A 15696-nucleotide genomic window follows, 5' to 3' on the forward strand; every position below is an offset into this window, starting at 1 on the left:
GGCCGGGGCTACCCGCCCCGGCCCCCGCGCAGGGTGTCCACGGTCCGTTCCAGCTCGGCGACCCGCTCGGCGAGCCGGCGGTTCTTGCGGTGCAGCTCCAGGAACACATTGACCTTGGTGCGCAGCAGCCAGGGGTCGAAGGGCTTGGTCACGAAGTCGGCGGCGCCGATCGCATAGCCCCGGTAGGCGTAGTCGGAGTCCGTGTCCTCCCCGGTCAGCAGGATGATCGGGACGTCTTTGGTCTGATCGAGGCGCTTGATGGTGGCGGCCGTCTCGAACCCGTCCATGCCCGGCATCAGGATGTCGAGCAGGACGGCGGCGAAGTCCTGCCGCAGCATGGCCTTCAGCGCCTCCTCCCCGGAGTGGGCGCGGACCAGCCGCAGATCGAGCGAGCCGAGGACGGCTTCCAGCGCGATCAGGTTCTCCTCCATGTCGTCGACGATCAGAATCGCCGCTTTCTCCGGCGCGCCTCTGCTCATGTCCGCCCCCGCCCCGGCGGCCCGGTGTCCGCGGCGCCGGTGCGGGCCGCGGTGGCCCCGCCGGACGGGCCGCCCGGCGGATCGAGCAGATCGCAGACGGCCGACAGCAGCCGGTCGACGTCGACGGGCTTGGGGACGTAGTCGTTGGCGCCGCTGTCGATCGCCTTCTCGCGGTCGCCCGGCATGGCCTTGGCGGTGAGGGCGATGATCGGCAGATCGGCGAGCCGGGGTGTGCCGCGGATGGCCCGGATCGTCTCGTAGCCGTCCATCTCCGGCATCATCACGTCCATCAGGACCAGACAGACATCGGGGTTGCGGTGCAGGACCTCCAGCCCCTCGCGGCCGTTCTCCGCGTATTTCACGGTCATGCCGACACGGCCCAGCACATGGGTGAGCGCGAAGACGTTGCGGATGTCGTCGTCGACGATGAGGATGCGCCGTCCGTTCAGCACGCGGTGGGGGCGGCCGCGCTGCCACTCGCTGAGCCGGGTGGTCTCCGGCCAGGAATCGTCGTGGCCGTCGCCGCCCGAGGGGCGCGAGAGGCCCGTCAGGCTGGTCTCGTCGCCGAACACCCCGCTGGGCGCGTGGTCGGCGACGTCCGGCAGCTGCTCGCCCGGTGCGGGGGGCGCGGCCGGGACGGTGGAGCCGGTGGCCCGGGGGTCCGACGGGTCGGGCGCCGGGACGACTCCGGCGTAGTGCGAGGGGACGTAGAGGGTGAACCGGGAGCCGACGTTCACCTCGCTCTCGGCGACGATCCGGCCGCCCAGCATTCCGGCGATCTCCCGGCTGATGGACAGGCCGAGCCCGGTGCCGCCGTACTTGCGGCTGGTGGTGCCGTCGGACTGCTGGAACGCCTCGAAGATCACGGACAGCTTCTCGGGCGGGATGCCGATGCCGGTGTCGGTGACGGAGAAGGCGACGACGGCGTGCGCGGTCCGTAGCGTCTCCTCGTCGAACTCCTCTCCGGGCGCCCGCTCGACCCTCAGCTTCACCCCTCCCGAGGAGGTGAACTTGAGCGCGTTGGAGAGCAGGTTGCGCAGGATCTGCTGGAGCCGCTGCTCGTCGGAGAACATCTCGCGCGGCACGTCCTCGCCGACGGTGATCTCGAAGCTCAGGCCCCGGTCGACGGCCAGCGGCCGGAAGGTGGCGTTGACGTAGTCCAGCAGCTTGACCAGCGGCAGCTTCTTGGCACGGACGTCCATCCGGCCCGCCTCGATCTTCGACAGATCGAGGATGTCGTTGATCAGCTGGAGCAGGTCGGAGCCCGAGCGGTGGATGGTGGTGGCGAACTGCTCCTCCTGTTCGGACAGCCGCCCGTCGGGGTTGTCGGCGAGCAGCCGGGCCAGGATGAGCAGCGAGTTGAGCGGGGTGCGCAGCTCATGCGACATGTTGGCCAGGAACTCGGACTTGTACTGCGAGGCGGTGGCCAGCAGCGCGGCCTTCTCCTCCAGCTCCGCGTTGGAGCGCTGGAGCTCGTTGGAGCGCTGGCGCAGCTCGGTGGTCAGCCGCTGGGACTCCGACAGCAGGGACTCGGTGCGGGCGTTGGCGATGATGGTGTTGATCGAGACGCCGATGGTGTTGACGAACTGGTCGATGAAGGCCAGGTGGACCTCGCTGAACTGGCTGAAGGAGGCCAGCTCGATCACTCCGAGCACCTGGTCCTCGTAGCGGATCGGCAGGATGACGACGCTGGCCGGGACCGCGGAGCCGAGCCCGGAGTCGATGGTGATGAAGTTCTGCGGGACGTCGGTGATCAGGATGCGCTTCTTCTCGATGGCCGCCTGGGCGATCAGCCCGCGGCCTGCCGACCCTCGCTTGGGCAGTGGGCCCCTGTCGGGGTTGGTGCCGTACCCGGCGATGAACTGGAGGCCCTCACCCGGCTTGGCGCCGGCCTGGGTGAGGAAGAACGCCCCGAACTGCGCGTTGACCAGCGGGGTGAGCTCGCTGAGGATCAGGTCGGCGACATCGACCAGGTCGCGGTGGCCCTGCATCAGGGACGCGATACGGGCGAGGTTGGACTCCAGCCAGTCCTTGGCGCGGGTGGTCTCGCGCAGGTTGGTGACCATGAGGTTGACGTTGTGCTTGAGCTCGGCGACCTCGCCCTGCGCCTCGACCGAGACGGCCCCGGACATGTCGCCCTTGGCGACGGCGGAGGCGACCTCGGCGATGGCCCGCACCTGGGTGGTCAGGTTGAGGGCGAGCTCGTTGACGCTGGTGGTCAGCCGCTTCCAGGTGCCGTAGACCGCCTCGACGCGGGCCTGGCCGCCCAGCCGGCCCTCGCTGCCGACCTCACGGGCGACCCGGGTGACCTCGGAGGAGAACGAGGAGAGCGTGTCGACCATCGTGTTGATGGTGGTCTTCAGCTCCAGGATCTCCCCGCGCGCGTCCACGTCGATCTTCTTGGACAGATCGCCCTGGGCGACGGCGGTGGCGACCTGGGCGATGTTGCGGACCTGGGAGGTCAGGTTGGACGCCATGAAGTTGACGTTGTCCGTGAGGTCCTTCCACACGCCGGAGACGCCCGGGACCTGGGCCCGCCCGCCGAGCTGGCCCTCGGTGCCCACCTCACGGGCGACCCGGGTGACCTCGTCGGCGAACGCCCGCAACTGCTCGACCATGGTGTTCACGGTGTCCTTCAGCTCCAGGATCTCGCCCCGGGCGTCCACCGTGATCTTCTTCGACAGATCGCCGTTGGCCACCGCCGTGGTCACCTGGGCGATGTTGCGCACCTGCGAGGTCAGGTTCAGCGCCATGAAGTTGACGTTGTCGGTGAGCTCCTTCCACACGCCGGAGACCCCGCGGACCTGCGCCTGGCCGCCCAGGTTGCCCGCGGTGCCGACCTCGCGGGCCACCCGGGTGACCTCGTCGCCGAACGCGGAGAGCCGGTCGACCATCGTGTTGATCGTCGACTTCAGCTCCAGGATCTCGCCCTTGGCCTCCACCGTGATCGTCTTGCTGAGGTCGCCCTCCGCCACCGCGGTGGCGACCTGGGCGATGTTGCGGACCTGGGAGGTGAGGTTGTCCGCCATGAAGTTGACGTTCTCGGTCAGGTCCTTCCACACCCCCGACACGCCCCGGACCTGGGCCCGGCCGCCCAGCTCACCCTCGGTGCCCACTTCACGGGCCACCCGCGTGACCTCGTCCGCGAACGCCGACAGCTGATCGACCATCGTGTTCACGGTCAGCTTCAGCTGAAGGATCTCGCCCCGGGCATCCACGGTGATCTTCTGCGAGAGGTCGCCGTTGGCCACCGCCGTGGTCACCTGGGCGATGTTGCGCACCTGCGAGGTCAGGTTGGACGCCATGAAGTTGACGTTGTCCGTCAGGTCCTTCCACACCCCCGACACACCCCGGACCTGGGCCCGGCCGCCCAGCTCACCCTCGGTGCCCACCTCACGGGCCACCCGCGTGACCTCGTCCGCGAACGCCGACAGCTGATCGACCATCGTGTTCACGGTCAGCTTCAGCTCCAGCAGCTCCCCGGTGGCCTCGACGGTCACCTGCCGGGTGAGGTCGCCGCGGGCGACCGCCGTGGTCACCGCGGCGATGTCCCGCACCTGGGCCGTCAGCCGGGACGCCATGGCGTTGACCGCCTCGGTGACCTCGCGCCAGTCGCCGGACAGCCCCTGTACCTTGGCCCGGCCGCCGAGCCGGCCTTCCGTGCCGACCTCGCGGGCGACCCGGGTGAGCTCTCCGGTGAACAGCGACAGCTGGTCCACCGTGCGGTTGACGCCGCGCCCGAGCCGGCGCAGATCGCCGCGCAGCTGGCGATTCCCGTCGTGCAGGTCCACGCGTTTGGTCAGATCGCCCGCGGCGACGGCGTCCAGCACCTGCGTGGCGTTGGAGACCGGGCCGACGAGCGCGTCCACCAGCTGGTTCGCCGCGTCCACGCTGGTCGCCCAGGCCCCTTGGCCGGGGCTGGCCGTGATCCGCTCGTCGAGTCTGCCCTGCCGTACCACTTCGCGGCGCACCCGCTGCAGCTCCGAGGCCAGATGGGCGTTTCGCACCACGAGTTGGTTGAACGCCCCCGCCATCTCGCCGAGGGTGCCTTCCTGCGAGCTGTTGGCGCGTACGGAGAAGTCCCCGTCGCACAACGCCTGCATCGCGCCCAGCAGGGACCGCAGCCCCGCCGCGCTCACCTGCTCCTCGCCCGGTACGAGGCCCGGGGGTTCGGGGCGGATACCGGGATGGATGTCCATGGGGGTTGGGTCATTTGCCATGACATCGTCTCTTATAGATCGATTCGCACGCCTGTGCCTGTCATAATATGGCACCGAAATGACCTAATCGCCCCAGAACGCCAGGAGCAGCTGGTGGGAGCCTTGCTTCCTCTCTCGCGGGAGTCCGTCTCGCGCACCGCGCTGCCCGGAACCGTGGGGGCGCCCGCCGCGGCGCGCGCGTTCGTGCGCACCACGCTCACCGGACCGGCCGCGGCGGCGGTCCTCGGGCCGCGCCCCCTCGGCGACCGGCTGCCCGAGGACGCCGTGCTCCTGGTGAGCGAGCTGGTCACCAACGCCGTCCTGCACGCGGGCACCGAGATCGAGGTCGTCTGCCGGCTGCAGGCCGGGCCCCCGGGCGTCGTCGTCGAGGTGACGGACCTCCACCCCGCCAGCGCGGTGTACGGCGGCCAGGACACCGGGCGCCGCGGCCGCGGCCTCCAGCTGATGGGCGCGCTCGCGGAGTCCTGGGGCGTGACCTACCACCGCACCCGGAAGGCGGTGTGGTTCCGGCTGGACGCCGAGCGGGAGGTGCCCGGGGCCGACGCCGTCCCGGTCGACACGGTGGGCGGCGAGGTGCGCTTCGCCAAGGCCCTCGCCCCGGCCGCGCCGCCCCGCCGCCGCGACGGCTCCGGCGGGTGGGTGGACCGCGGGGGGCCCTCGTTCCTCGCGGAGGCCAGCGACCTCCTCGCCGGACAGCTGGACGAGAACATGGTCGCCGCCCTCGCCGGGCAGCTCCTGGTGCCCCGGCTCGCGGACTGGTGCGCGGTGTGGCTGAGCACCGAGGGCCGGCGGCTGCGGCTGAGCCGCGTATGGCACAGCGACGAGCGCCGCAACGACGCGCTCCGGCTGGCGCTCGAGAGCCATCCGCCGCCCACCGGACTCGACCCCTCGGGCACCCCCTGGCCCTGGCCCGAGCCCGCGAACGGCCGTGGCACGGGCGGGGCGGCGCTGGCGTTCCCGCTGCTCGCCCAGGGCCGCAGCCACGGCGTGCTGCTGCTGGGCCGGGCGGGCGTGACCCACCTGAACGAGGGCGTGGCGCGGCTGTCGTGCGACGTGGCGCGGCGGGTGGCCCAGGCGGTGGCCACCGCCCGGCGGTACACCCGGCAGGCGACCATCAGCCGGGCGCTCCAGCGCCGGCAGCTGCCGACCTCCCTCGCCCACATCCCGGGCGTCGACACGGCGATCGTGTACGAGCCGCACGGCGAGGAGCAGACCGTCGGCGGCGACTTCTACGACCTGTTCCCGATGGGCGGCCGCCGCTGGTGCTTCCTGCTCGGCGATGTGTGCGGCAGCGACCCGGAGGCGATGTCGGTGACCGGCCTGGCCCGCCATCTGGTCCGGCTTCTGGCCCGCGAGGGCCACGGCGTCGAGTCGGTGCTCTCCCGGCTGAACCAGGCGCTGGTGGAGGAGGGCGCGGAGGCCGTGGCCGTCGGCGGCGAACAGGCCCGGCCGCGCTTCCTGAGCCTGCTGTACGGGGAGCTGGAGCCCGACCAGGCCATGGGCGGCGCCCACTGCACACTCGCCAGCGCCGGACATCCGCTGCCGCTGCGGCTGACCGCGGAGGGCTCGGTGGTCACCACCGGCAGCTCCCAGATGCTGCTGGGCATCGACGAGAGCGCGGAGTTCCACGCCGACAGGTTCGATCTGGCGCTCGGCGAGACGCTGCTGTGCGTCACCGACGGGGTGACCGAGCGGCGCAGCGGCAATCGGCAGCTCGACGACGACGACGGTCTCGCCGACATCCTGCGGGGGTGCGTGGGCCTGGGCGCCAAGGCGGTGGCGGAACGGGTCCGGCGCGCCGCCCATGACTTCGGCCCGGAGCCGATCGACGACGACCTCGCGGTGCTGGTGCTCGAAGCGGTGCCGGTACGGCCGGTACCGGTGGGGATGGCGCCGCTGTAGCCGGTGCTACTCGCCCAGCCCCGCCAGGTCGCGCAGCCGCCGGGCCTGGGCGGCGCGCTCGGCGGCGAGCTGCTCCTCGTAGGTCCGCTCCCCCGCCCCGCGCAGCAGCGCCTTGGTCTCGATCACGGCGTCGCGGGGCGCGGCCAGCAGCGCCGCTGCCAGGTCCCGGACCGCGGCGTCCAGTTCCGCGGCGGGTACGACCAGATTGGCCAGGCCGGTGCGCTCGGCCTCCTCGGCGTGGACGAAGCGCCCGGTCAGGCAGATCTCCAGCGCGCGGGCGTAGCCCACGAGGGAGACCAGCGGATGGGTGCCGGTGAGGTCGGGGACCAGCCCGAAGCTGGTCTCGCGCATCGCGAACTGCGCATCGTCCGCGCAGACCCGCAGGTCACAGGCGAGGGCCAGCTGGAAACCCGCGCCGATGGCATGGCCCTGGACCGCGGCGACGGAGATGATGTCATGCCGCCGCCACCAGGTGAACGCCTCCTGATAGCCGGCGATGACGGCGTCCAGCTCTGCGTCGGAGCGGCGGGCCAGCTCGGGGAAGGACGGCTCGCCGTCGAACCCCTCGGGCGTGAACGCCTGCCGGTCGAGCCCCGCGGAGAAGGACTTGCCCTCGGCGCGCAGCACCACCACCCGCACGCTGCCCGGCAGCGCCCGTCCGGCCTCGGCCAGGGCGCGCCAGGTCGCAAACGTCTGGGCGTTTCGCTTGTCGGGGTTGGTCAGGGTCACCGTGGCGATCGCGTCGTCAGCGGTGAGGTGAACGCCGTCCTTGTCCAGCAGGGTCACAGAAGCCTCCGGTGGGTGCGGTCACACGACTAAGTGACTGCACAGTAACCACCCGGCTGACGGTCCGCTCAACCGGGTGGCACCGCTCACACCCACCGGTACGACATGTCTGGGGTGTCAGGCCGTTGTCGCGGCCTTCTTGCCCCGTGTCGCTCCACCGCGACCACGCAGGGCCACGCCTGACTCACTGAGCATCCGGTGAACGAATCCATAGGAGCGGCCGGTCTCCTCGGCCAGCGCCCGGATGCTCGCACCGGAGTCGTACTTCTTCTTCAGGTCTGCCGCGAGCTTTTCGCGCGCGGCGCCGGTCACCCGGCTGCCCTTCTTCAGAGTCTCGGCCACCCGTGCCTCCTCATGGGAAGTGCGCTCTGGACTCTCATGATCACCCCTACGCGGCTTCCTGGCCACCCATTCGGCAAGGTCTCTGGAGGAAGGCTTCGCGGAATTGATGGGGTGATCGCGCCCGGAATCAAAGATTCCGCAGGCAGTCGCGCCCAGAAACAGTCCACATGATGGACGAACCGCCAGGTCAGACCGTAGGTGGGCGCGCTCACACCCCCGCACGCCGGCGCACGACAGGCTTTATGCGCCGACCGGTGACGACGCGCCGCGGTACCAGCCGTTCTCACTCAGATGAAGGATCACGCCTAGGCCGAATGATCTATGGCACATGATCTACGAGGACGGGTCAGTGGCTGCTCAGGCGAGCGCGACGAGGTCCGCGTAGTCCTCACCCCACAGGTCCTCGACGCCGTCCGGCAGCAGAATGATCCGCTCCGGCTGCAGGGCGTCGACCGCGCCCTCGTCGTGGGTCACCAGCACCACCGCGCCCGTGAAGGTGCGCAGCGCGCCGAGGATCTCCTCGCGGCTGGCCGGGTCGAGGTTGTTGGTGGGCTCGTCGAGCAGCAGGACATTGGCCGAGGAGACCACGAGCGTGGCCAGCGCGAGCCGGGTCTTCTCGCCGCCGGACAGCACGCCCGCCGGCTTGTCGACGTCGTCGCCGGAGAAGAGGAAGGACCCCAGCGTCTTGCGGATGTCCACGAGGTCGAGGTCGGGGGCGGCCGAGCGCATGTTCTCCAGGACCGTGCGGTCCGGGTCCAGCGTCTCGTGCTCCTGCGCGTAGTAGCCGAGCTTCAGACCGTGGCCGGGGGTGACCTGCCCGGTGTCCGGCTTCTCGACCCCGGCCAGCAGCCGCAGCAGGGTCGTCTTGCCCGCGCCGTTGAGCCCCAGGATGACCACCCGCGAGCCCCGGTCGACGGCCAGGCCGACATCGGTGAAGATCTCCAGCGAGCCGTACGACTTGGACAGGCCCTCGGCGGCCAGGGGCGTCTTGCCGCACGGGGCGGGGTCCGGGAAGCGGAGCTTGGCGACCTTGTCGGACTGCCGCACCGCTTCGAGCCCCGACAGCAGCTTCTCGGCGCGGCGGGCCATGTTCTGCGCGGCCACGGTCTTGGTGGCCTTGGCGCGCATCTTGTCCGCCTGGGAATTGAGGGCCGCGGCCTTCTTCTCCGCGTTGGCCCGCTCCCGCTTGCGGCGCTTCTCGTCGGCCTCGCGCTGGGCCTGGTAGAGCTTCCAGCCCATGTTGTAGATGTCGATGACCGAGCGGTTGGCGTCCAGGTAGAAGACCTTGTTGACGACCGTCTCGACCAGGTCCACATCGTGGGAGATGACGATGAAACCGCCGCGGTAGGTCTTCAGGTAGTCCCGCAGCCAGACGATGGAGTCGGCGTCGAGGTGGTTGGTCGGCTCGTCCAGGAGCAGGACGTCGGAGTCCGAGAAGAGGATGCGGGCCAGCTCGACCCGGCGGCGCTGACCGCCGGAGAGGGTGTGCAGGGGCTGGCCGAGCACACGGTCGGGCAGCCCGAGGCTGGCCGCGATGGTCGCGGCCTCCGCCTCGGCGGCGTAACCGCCCTTGGTGAGGAATTCGGTCTCCAGCCGCTCGTACTTCTTCATCGCGCGCTCGCGGGTGGCGCCCTTGCCGTTCGCCATCCGGTCCTCGTTCTCGCGCATCTTGCGGAGCACGGAGTCCAGGTCGCGGGCGGAGAGGATGCGGTCGCGCGCGAGCACGTCCAGATCGCCGGTGCGCGGGTCCTGGGGCAGATAGCCGACCTGGCCGGAGCGGGTGATGGTGCCGGCGGCCGGGATGCCCTCACCGGCCAGGCACTTGGTGAGGGTGGTCTTGCCCGCGCCGTTGCGCCCGACGAGGCCGATGCGGTCGCCCTTGGCGACGCGGAAGGAGGCGGACTCGATGAGGACACGGGCGCCGGCGCGCAACTCGATGCCGGAGGCGGTGATCACGGAAATTACTCCAGGGCAGGGTGGACGGCGGGACGGGCGGACGAAACGAGGCCGACGCCGTCTAATGCACGAGGAGAATTGCCATGCGGCTAGTTTAGCGGGGCCCGCAAGTGCTTTTCCCCGGCCCGGGCAGCGGGCTCGTTCCGGTCGGGGGCACCTCCCAGCGGTAGCGGGGGGAGAACCGAGCCGCAAAAAGGGGCCGCCCCTCAGGCACCGCCCGTGTGGACCTGGAAGGCCGCGCGGCGCACCGCCTTGGCGAGGGCCGGGTCGGGGTGGGCGGCGGCCAGCGCGACGAGGACCTGCACGGTGCGGGGGTGGCCCACGGCCCGTACCTCCTCCAGCAGCGCCGGGACCGTGCCCTGCACGGCGGACTCCAGGTGGCGCACGAGCATCGGGCTCTCGCCGTGGTCGGAGATGGCCGCGGCCGTGTCCACCCACAGCCAGGTGGCCTCCTCGCGGGTGAGCACGTCCAGCGCGTCCTCCGGGTCGGCCCCCTCGTGTTCGGCCAGCCACAGCAGCGCGTACGGGCGCAGCGCGGACTCGTCGACCACGGCTCTCACGGCGGGCTCGGCGGGCGCCCCGACGACGCGCAGCGCCTCGAAGGCGAGCCCGCGCAGCAGCGCGTCGTCGCCGCGCGCCGCCTCGATGAGCTCGGTGACGGCGCTGCCGACGGGGCGGGCTGCGAGCCAGGCCCGGTACTCGGCGCGGGCCGGGCCCGGGGTCAGGCTCGCGCAGCCGCGCAGCATGTCCGCGGCGGGCTGCTCGATGTTTCCGGCGGGGCTCTGCGCGGCGACGCAGATCTGCTCCAGTTTGACCCACACCGCCCAGTTGCCGAGCGCGGTGAGGACGGCCTCCCGGGCCCCCTCCGCCGCCTCCTGGGAGCCGCCCTCCTGGGGCCCGTCCAGCACCACGAGCGCGCCCACGGAGGCGAGCGCGTCCAGGGCCCAGTCGAGCAGCGCCTCCGGGGAGTCCGCGGCGCCCGGCGCCCCGGCGGGCGGGGCGTCCTCGGGGCCGGGGGCGGCCGCGGGGCCGTACGGGACCTCGCACCGCTCGGTGCGCAGCTCGGCGACGCGCTGCCGGAGCATGTCCAGAAGCGTCGCGACCTGGACGGGACCGGCCGACAGCTGGAGCAGGGACAGCAGCTGCGGCAGCGCCTCCACGACCTCGGCGACGGCCGTGGGCTCGGCCGTGGCCGGGGCCGGGCGGGCCAGGGACCAGGCGTCGAGCAGCGCGACCCAGCCGCGCAGCACGGCGCTGTCGTCGCGGTCCCAGGCGCGCAGCCGCCAGCCCGGGCGGGCGATGCCGCCGTGCAGCTCGATCAGACCCACCAGGCGGGCCCGGTCCCAGTCGGCCCGGATCTGTTCAGGGGGGACTCCCAGGGCGGCCGCGGCCTCGGCGACCGCCTCGGCGGGGAGCACGCCCGGGACGCCGTGCCGGCTCGCGGCCCAGCGGGCGATCTGTACGGCCCCGGCAAGTCCCGATCTGGCCTGCCGGGCGAGCTCCGAGGGTGGTGGAGTGCCCTCGGGCGGGCGGGGCGTCGGTCGGGAGCCGCGGTTCGGCACAACCCGGCGGGCTGTGGCCATCGGCCGCTGGCGGACGAGTCGGAGCCGGGAGTCGCGCGGAGTACGGGACGTCACGGGAGCAGTCTCGCCCGTGACGGCCCGAAAGCCCAATCGGCACCCGTACGGCGGTTGCCCGCGCCGGCCACAAAGGTCGCCGACGGCGCTTCCGGATACCCCTGGGCACGGGCCGCGGCGGCTACATGAGGGGTGTCAGAAAGCGGCCCAGCATGTCCTCGTACCCCTCGGGGTCGGCGTTCCACATCGCGGCGTGCGGGGCGTGGCGGACCGGATGAAGGGTGACCAGTTCCGAGTGGCGCTCGGCGAGTTCGCGCGAGGAGCCCCACGGGGCGATGGTGTCGTCCGGGCCGTGCATGATCAGCGTCGGCGCCTTCAGCCCGTCCAGGTCGGCCGTCACGGCCTGCTCCATGAGCCGGTCGCCGTCCAGTCCGGCGCGCCCCTCGGCGGCCCGTACCGCGAGCGGCAGCAGCGCGGAGGGAATGCGCCGGGCCGAGGCGAGCGCCCGCAGGGTGGCCTGCCAGTCGAGCACCGGGGAGTCCAGGACGAGCCCGCTGATCCGGTCCCGCAGCGCGGAGGCCGTGGCGGCGCGCAGGGCCATGGTGGCGCCGGTGGACCAGCCGTACAGGATGACGCTCTCCGCGCCGTAGTGCACCGCGTAGCGGATGGCGGCGTCCAGGTCGTGCCACTCGGTCTCGCCGAGGTGTCCGATGCCGTCCTCGGGGCGGGGGGCGCCCGGGTCGCCGCGGTAGGCGATGTCGAGCAGCGGGAACCGCCGCTCGCGCAGGAACGGCATGAGCACCATGGGGTGCTCAAGGGTGGTGCCGAGGCCGTGCACGGTGATCACCCAGGCGGAGCGGTCGCCGGGTATGAACCAGCCGGGCAGCTCGCCCAGTTCGCCGGGCATCTCGACGTCGGTGTGGTCGATCCCGAGGGCGTCCCGGGGGGTGCCGGTGTGCACCTGCGGGGTGAAGCGGACGCGGGTGCCGGGGGCCAGGGTGCCGTAGGTCACCCGTTCCAGGCGGCGGACCACGCAGTCCGCGGGGTGCGGGGCGTCCTCGACGAGGGGGCCGACAACGGCGTGGCAGCCGGCGCCGGCGAGGCCGTAGGTGCCCGGGCGCAGCGAGGCGAGACTGCGGGTGAGGGTGATCCGGCCGGGCTCGGTGCCGTGCACGGTGAGCCGGGGGTCGTGCGGCAGCGGCCGGCCGGGACCCGGCTTCAGGGCGGCGCCGCTGGCGTACCGCCCGGCCGCCACCGCGGCCGCGCCGACACTGAGCATCGTGGTGGCGGCCACAACCGCCTTCGTCCGCAGGTGCATCTCTCCCAGTGTGGGCGGGAAGGCCGCCGCGGGCCAGTGGGCGTGCCCGGCCGGGTGACCGTCCCGCCCGGCCCGAGTCCGGCAAGCGCCCGGCCGGGTCTCATACGCGCCCGGCCCGGGTCTCATACCCGCCCGGCGGGGCGCTCGGGCCCCGGCCGGCCCCGGGGTCAGCGGGGCTGGCCGTAGCCGCTGAGCTTGTCCGTGACGCTCCGCAGCTCGTCGGACGACAGCAGGGCCGGGGTGTGTCCGGGGACGGCGGCCGCGGTGAGCCAGACCCGGCACATCCACTCCAGCTGGGCCGTCCGGTCGTACGCCTGGTCGAGCGTGCCGCCATGGACGACGGTGCCGTGGTTGCGCAGCAGACAGCCGGTGCGGTCGCGCAGCGCGTCGAGCATCTTGTGGGCCAACTCGTCGGTGCCGTACAGGGCGTAGCCCGCGACGCGCACCGGGCCGCCGAGGGCGCAGGTCATGTAGTGGATCGCGGGGACCTCGTCGACCAGGGTGGAGACGGCCGTGGCGTGCACGGCGTGGGTGTGGACGACGGCGGCGGCGTCGGTGTCGCGGTAGATCGCCAGGTGCATCGGCAGCTCGCTGGTGGGGGCCAGCTCGCCGATCACCTGGCGCCCGTGCAGGTCGACGCCGACCGCGTCATCCGGGCCGAGCCGGTCGTACGGGACGCCGCTCGGGGTCACCAGGACGATGTCGCCGACCCTGGCCGAGACATTGCCCGAGGTGCCGACGACCAGGCCGTCGGCGACCGTCCTGCGGGCCGTCTCCACCACCCGCTCCCAGGCCTCCCGCAGGTCATGTCGCTCCCCGGGTCCAAACGGTCGTGCGGTCTCCGGCTTCGTCACGATCCCTCACCTCCGGGCGCCGATCATGGCAGGCGAGCCGCCGTGTACGCATCGGGGCGGGGCGAGAGGATCATCGGTGCCGCCTTCCCGCAGGTGCGTCACCCCCGAGCCCACCTCAGTTCACCTTCCGTTCACCCCACGTCCTTACCGTCGTGGCCACACCCTTTGGTGGTCACACCGATCACCCGGGGGTGCGCGCATCCTCCCCCTCCCAACCGGAGGGGACTTCTTGTGCGGCCGCCTCGGTGGCCTCACGACGGCCAAGGTGCACTACGGACGGTAGCCACATGGCGGCGCTCCGTGTCGCCAAGTTCGGGGATCGCATTCCCCCACGAAGGAGTTCGATGGAACACATCACGCTTCTCATTGGGATCGTGATCGTCACGGCCTTGGTGTTCGATTTCACGAACGGCTTCCACGACACGGCCAATGCCATGGCGACCACCATCTCCACGGGGGCTCTCGGTCCCCGGATCGCGGTGGCGATGTCGGCGGTCCTCAATCTCGTCGGCGCGTTCCTCTCCGTGGAGGTCGCCAAGACGATCTCCGGAGGGATCATCGACGAGGACTCCGGGGTCCGCCCTGAAGTGATCTTCGCGGGGCTGGTCGGCGCGATCCTGTGGAACCTGCTGACCTGGCTGGCCGGGCTGCCCTCCAGCTCCTCGCACGCCCTCTTCGGCGGCCTCATCGGCGCGACCCTGGTCTCCGTCGGCATGGACGGGGTCAACAGCGACAAGATCGTCATGAAGGTCCTGATCCCGGCCGTGGCCGCCCCGATCGTGGCCGGGGTCGCCGCCCTGGTCGCGACCCGCCTCACCTACCGGCTGGCCCGCGGCCGCGACGCCCAGGAGACCGCGAAGGGCTACCGCGCCGGGCAGATCGCCTCGGCCGCGCTGGTCTCCCTCGCCCACGGCACCAACGACGCCCAGAAGACCATGGGGGTCATCACCCTCGCGCTGATCACCGGCGGCGTGATCGCGCCCGACTCCGACCCGCCGCTGTGGGTCATCGTCTCCGCGGGCCTGGCCATCGCCCTCGGTACGTACCTGGGCGGCTGGCGCATCATCCGCACCATGGGCAAGGGCATCACCGACATCCAGCCGCCGCAGGGCTTCGCCGCCCAGACCGGTGCCGCGACCGTCATCCTCGCCTCGTCCCACATCGGCTTCGCGCTCTCCACCACCCAGGTCTGCTCGGGCGCCGTGATGGGCGCGGGGGTCGGCCGCAGGGGCGGTGTGGTGCGGTGGTCCACCGCGGGCCGCATGGTCCTCGCCTGGGTGCTCACCCTGCCCGCCGCGGGCCTCGTCGCGGGCGGCGCGGCGCTGCTGGCGGACCAGGGCGACTGGGGCGTCACGGCGGTCGCCGTGCTCGCGGTCGCCGCCTGCGCCGGGATCTGGGCGGCCTCGCGCCGCAAGCCCGTCGACCACACCAACGTCAACGACATCGACGAGGGCGCGGCGCTGCCGGCCGAGCCGGTGGGCGTCGTCACGGCCGCCCTCCAGGCCGTGGCCCCGCCGCCCACCCCTGCCGCTGCCGCCGCCTCCTCCGCCACCTCCTCCTCCGCCACCCCGGCCGGCGCGTCCGCGGCCACCGGCAGCACCAGCTAAGGAAGTAACGCGATGAGCATCGACTGGGCGGCCCTCGGCCAGGTCTTCGGCATCAGCCTCGCGGTGACCGTCGGCTTCGTGGGCGTCTTCACCCTCGGCATCCTCGGCACCTCTCGTAAGCCGCAGCAGGCGGAGGCGGGCCCGAACGCCGCCTCCACCGCCTCGGCCCCGGCGGGCGCCGCCCTCGGCCCCGCGCGCGCCGGCGCGTACCTCTGCTTCGCGCTGTGCGCGGCGGCCGTGGTGTACGGCATCAATCTGATCGTGGCCTGACTCCGCTCGGCCCACTCACGGCCGCCGGGCCGGTCCGCGCCTACCCGCGCGTTCCGGTCCGGCGGCCGTGGCATGTGCTCCTCGGCACACTCACGCAGGGTGGGGCATTCGCGAGTTGACGGCCATTCGCGGCCCATGGTGGACTTCCCGAGCCAAACGGCGGCAGGAGAGGAAGCCGGTGAGAATCCGGCGCGGTCCCGCCACTGTCACCGGGGAGCGCTCTCCCATCGCCTGTACGGGTCACGGCCATCCACACGGAGGCTGGAAGACCGGGAGAGACGCGGATCCGGGAGCCAGGAGACTCTCACCGCCGGTCACGTCGAACCAGGGCGCGGACCCTGAGTGAGGACATACCGCCATGCCCGGCACCGCCGTACCGCCGACC

General features: G+C 72.2%; 11 protein-coding genes and 1 riboswitch. Of the genes, 3 read left to right on the forward strand and 8 right to left on the reverse strand.

Going from position 1 to position 15696, the window contains the following annotated elements; all coding sequences use genetic code 11:
- Positions 1–8: 8 nt before the first annotated feature.
- A complete protein-coding gene (locus ACFZDL_RS37025) occupies positions 9–479 on the reverse strand; it encodes a response regulator (protein WP_353595120.1) in 471 nt (156 codons plus the stop codon).
- Positions 476–4699, reverse strand: a complete 4224-nt coding sequence (locus ACFZDL_RS37030; protein WP_391193450.1) for a HAMP domain-containing protein — start codon at positions 4697–4699, stop codon at positions 476–478. The genes ACFZDL_RS37025 and ACFZDL_RS37030 overlap by 4 nt, the downstream gene beginning before the upstream one ends.
- 93 nt (positions 4700–4792) lie before the next feature.
- Here ACFZDL_RS37030 and ACFZDL_RS37035 point away from each other — a divergent pair, with 93 nt between their 5' ends.
- Positions 4793–6601: a SpoIIE family protein phosphatase gene (locus tag ACFZDL_RS37035; protein ID WP_353595119.1), complete on the forward strand. Its 1809-nt coding sequence runs from the start codon at positions 4793–4795 to the stop codon at positions 6599–6601.
- 6 nt (positions 6602–6607) lie between these two features.
- Here ACFZDL_RS37035 and ACFZDL_RS37040 read toward each other — a convergent pair whose 3' ends face one another.
- The 6 genes from ACFZDL_RS37040 to ACFZDL_RS37065 form a co-directional block, all read right to left on the reverse strand.
- Positions 6608–7387, reverse strand: coding sequence for an enoyl-CoA hydratase/isomerase family protein (locus tag ACFZDL_RS37040; protein ID WP_353595118.1), 780 nt, complete (start codon positions 7385–7387; stop codon positions 6608–6610).
- Positions 7388–7504: 117 nt separating this feature from the next.
- Positions 7505–7729 carry a helix-turn-helix domain-containing protein gene (locus ACFZDL_RS37045; protein ID WP_179285460.1) on the reverse strand — a complete coding sequence of 75 codons (225 nt, stop codon included), beginning with the start codon at positions 7727–7729 and terminating at the stop codon, positions 7505–7507.
- A 357-nt stretch (positions 7730–8086) separates the two neighbouring features.
- Positions 8087–9685 (reverse strand): ribosomal protection-like ABC-F family protein, encoded by a 1599-nt coding sequence (abc-f, locus tag ACFZDL_RS37050; RefSeq protein ID WP_353595117.1) that lies wholly within the window; start codon positions 9683–9685, stop codon positions 8087–8089.
- Between the two features lie 206 nt (positions 9686–9891).
- Positions 9892–11322, reverse strand: a complete 1431-nt coding sequence (locus tag ACFZDL_RS37055) for a hypothetical protein (protein WP_391193454.1) — start codon at positions 11320–11322, stop codon at positions 9892–9894.
- A gap of 121 nt (positions 11323–11443) precedes the next feature.
- Complete coding sequence (locus ACFZDL_RS37060) at positions 11444–12580, reverse strand: alpha/beta fold hydrolase (protein ID WP_353595116.1); 1137 nt, start codon at positions 12578–12580, stop codon at positions 11444–11446.
- Between the two features lie 167 nt (positions 12581–12747).
- Positions 12748–13434 carry a class II aldolase/adducin family protein gene (locus ACFZDL_RS37065; protein ID WP_391193455.1) on the reverse strand — a complete coding sequence of 229 codons (687 nt, stop codon included), beginning with the start codon at positions 13432–13434 and terminating at the stop codon, positions 12748–12750.
- A gap of 344 nt (positions 13435–13778) precedes the next feature.
- Here ACFZDL_RS37065 and ACFZDL_RS37070 point away from each other — a divergent pair, with 344 nt between their 5' ends.
- Positions 13779–15041 carry an inorganic phosphate transporter gene (locus ACFZDL_RS37070; RefSeq protein ID WP_353595115.1) on the forward strand — a complete coding sequence of 421 codons (1263 nt, stop codon included), beginning with the start codon at positions 13779–13781 and terminating at the stop codon, positions 15039–15041.
- A gap of 12 nt (positions 15042–15053) precedes the next feature.
- A complete protein-coding gene (locus ACFZDL_RS37075) occupies positions 15054–15311 on the forward strand; it encodes a hypothetical protein (protein WP_353595114.1) in 258 nt (85 codons plus the stop codon).
- A gap of 167 nt (positions 15312–15478) precedes the next feature.
- Positions 15479–15615, forward strand: a riboswitch (cobalamin riboswitch).
- Positions 15616–15696: the final 81 nt, after the last annotated feature.

It is taken from the genome of Streptomyces sp. NPDC007917 (assembly GCF_042959105.1).
Lineage (GTDB): Bacteria > Actinomycetota > Actinomycetes > Streptomycetales > Streptomycetaceae > Streptomyces.

Coding starts and splice junctions, on each gene's coding strand:
- ACFZDL_RS37025 (WP_353595120.1), bottom strand. CDS start 479: ATGAGCAGAGGCGCGCCGGAGAAAGCGGCGATTCTGATCGTCGACGAC.
- ACFZDL_RS37030 (WP_391193450.1), bottom strand. CDS start 4,699: ATGGCAAATGACCCAACCCCCATGGACATCCATCCCGGTATCCGCCCC.
- ACFZDL_RS37060 (WP_353595116.1), bottom strand. CDS start 12,580: ATGCACCTGCGGACGAAGGCGGTTGTGGCCGCCACCACGATGCTCAGT.
- ACFZDL_RS37070 (WP_353595115.1), top strand. CDS start 13,779: ATGGAACACATCACGCTTCTCATTGGGATCGTGATCGTCACGGCCTTG.
- ACFZDL_RS37075 (WP_353595114.1), top strand. CDS start 15,054: ATGAGCATCGACTGGGCGGCCCTCGGCCAGGTCTTCGGCATCAGCCTC.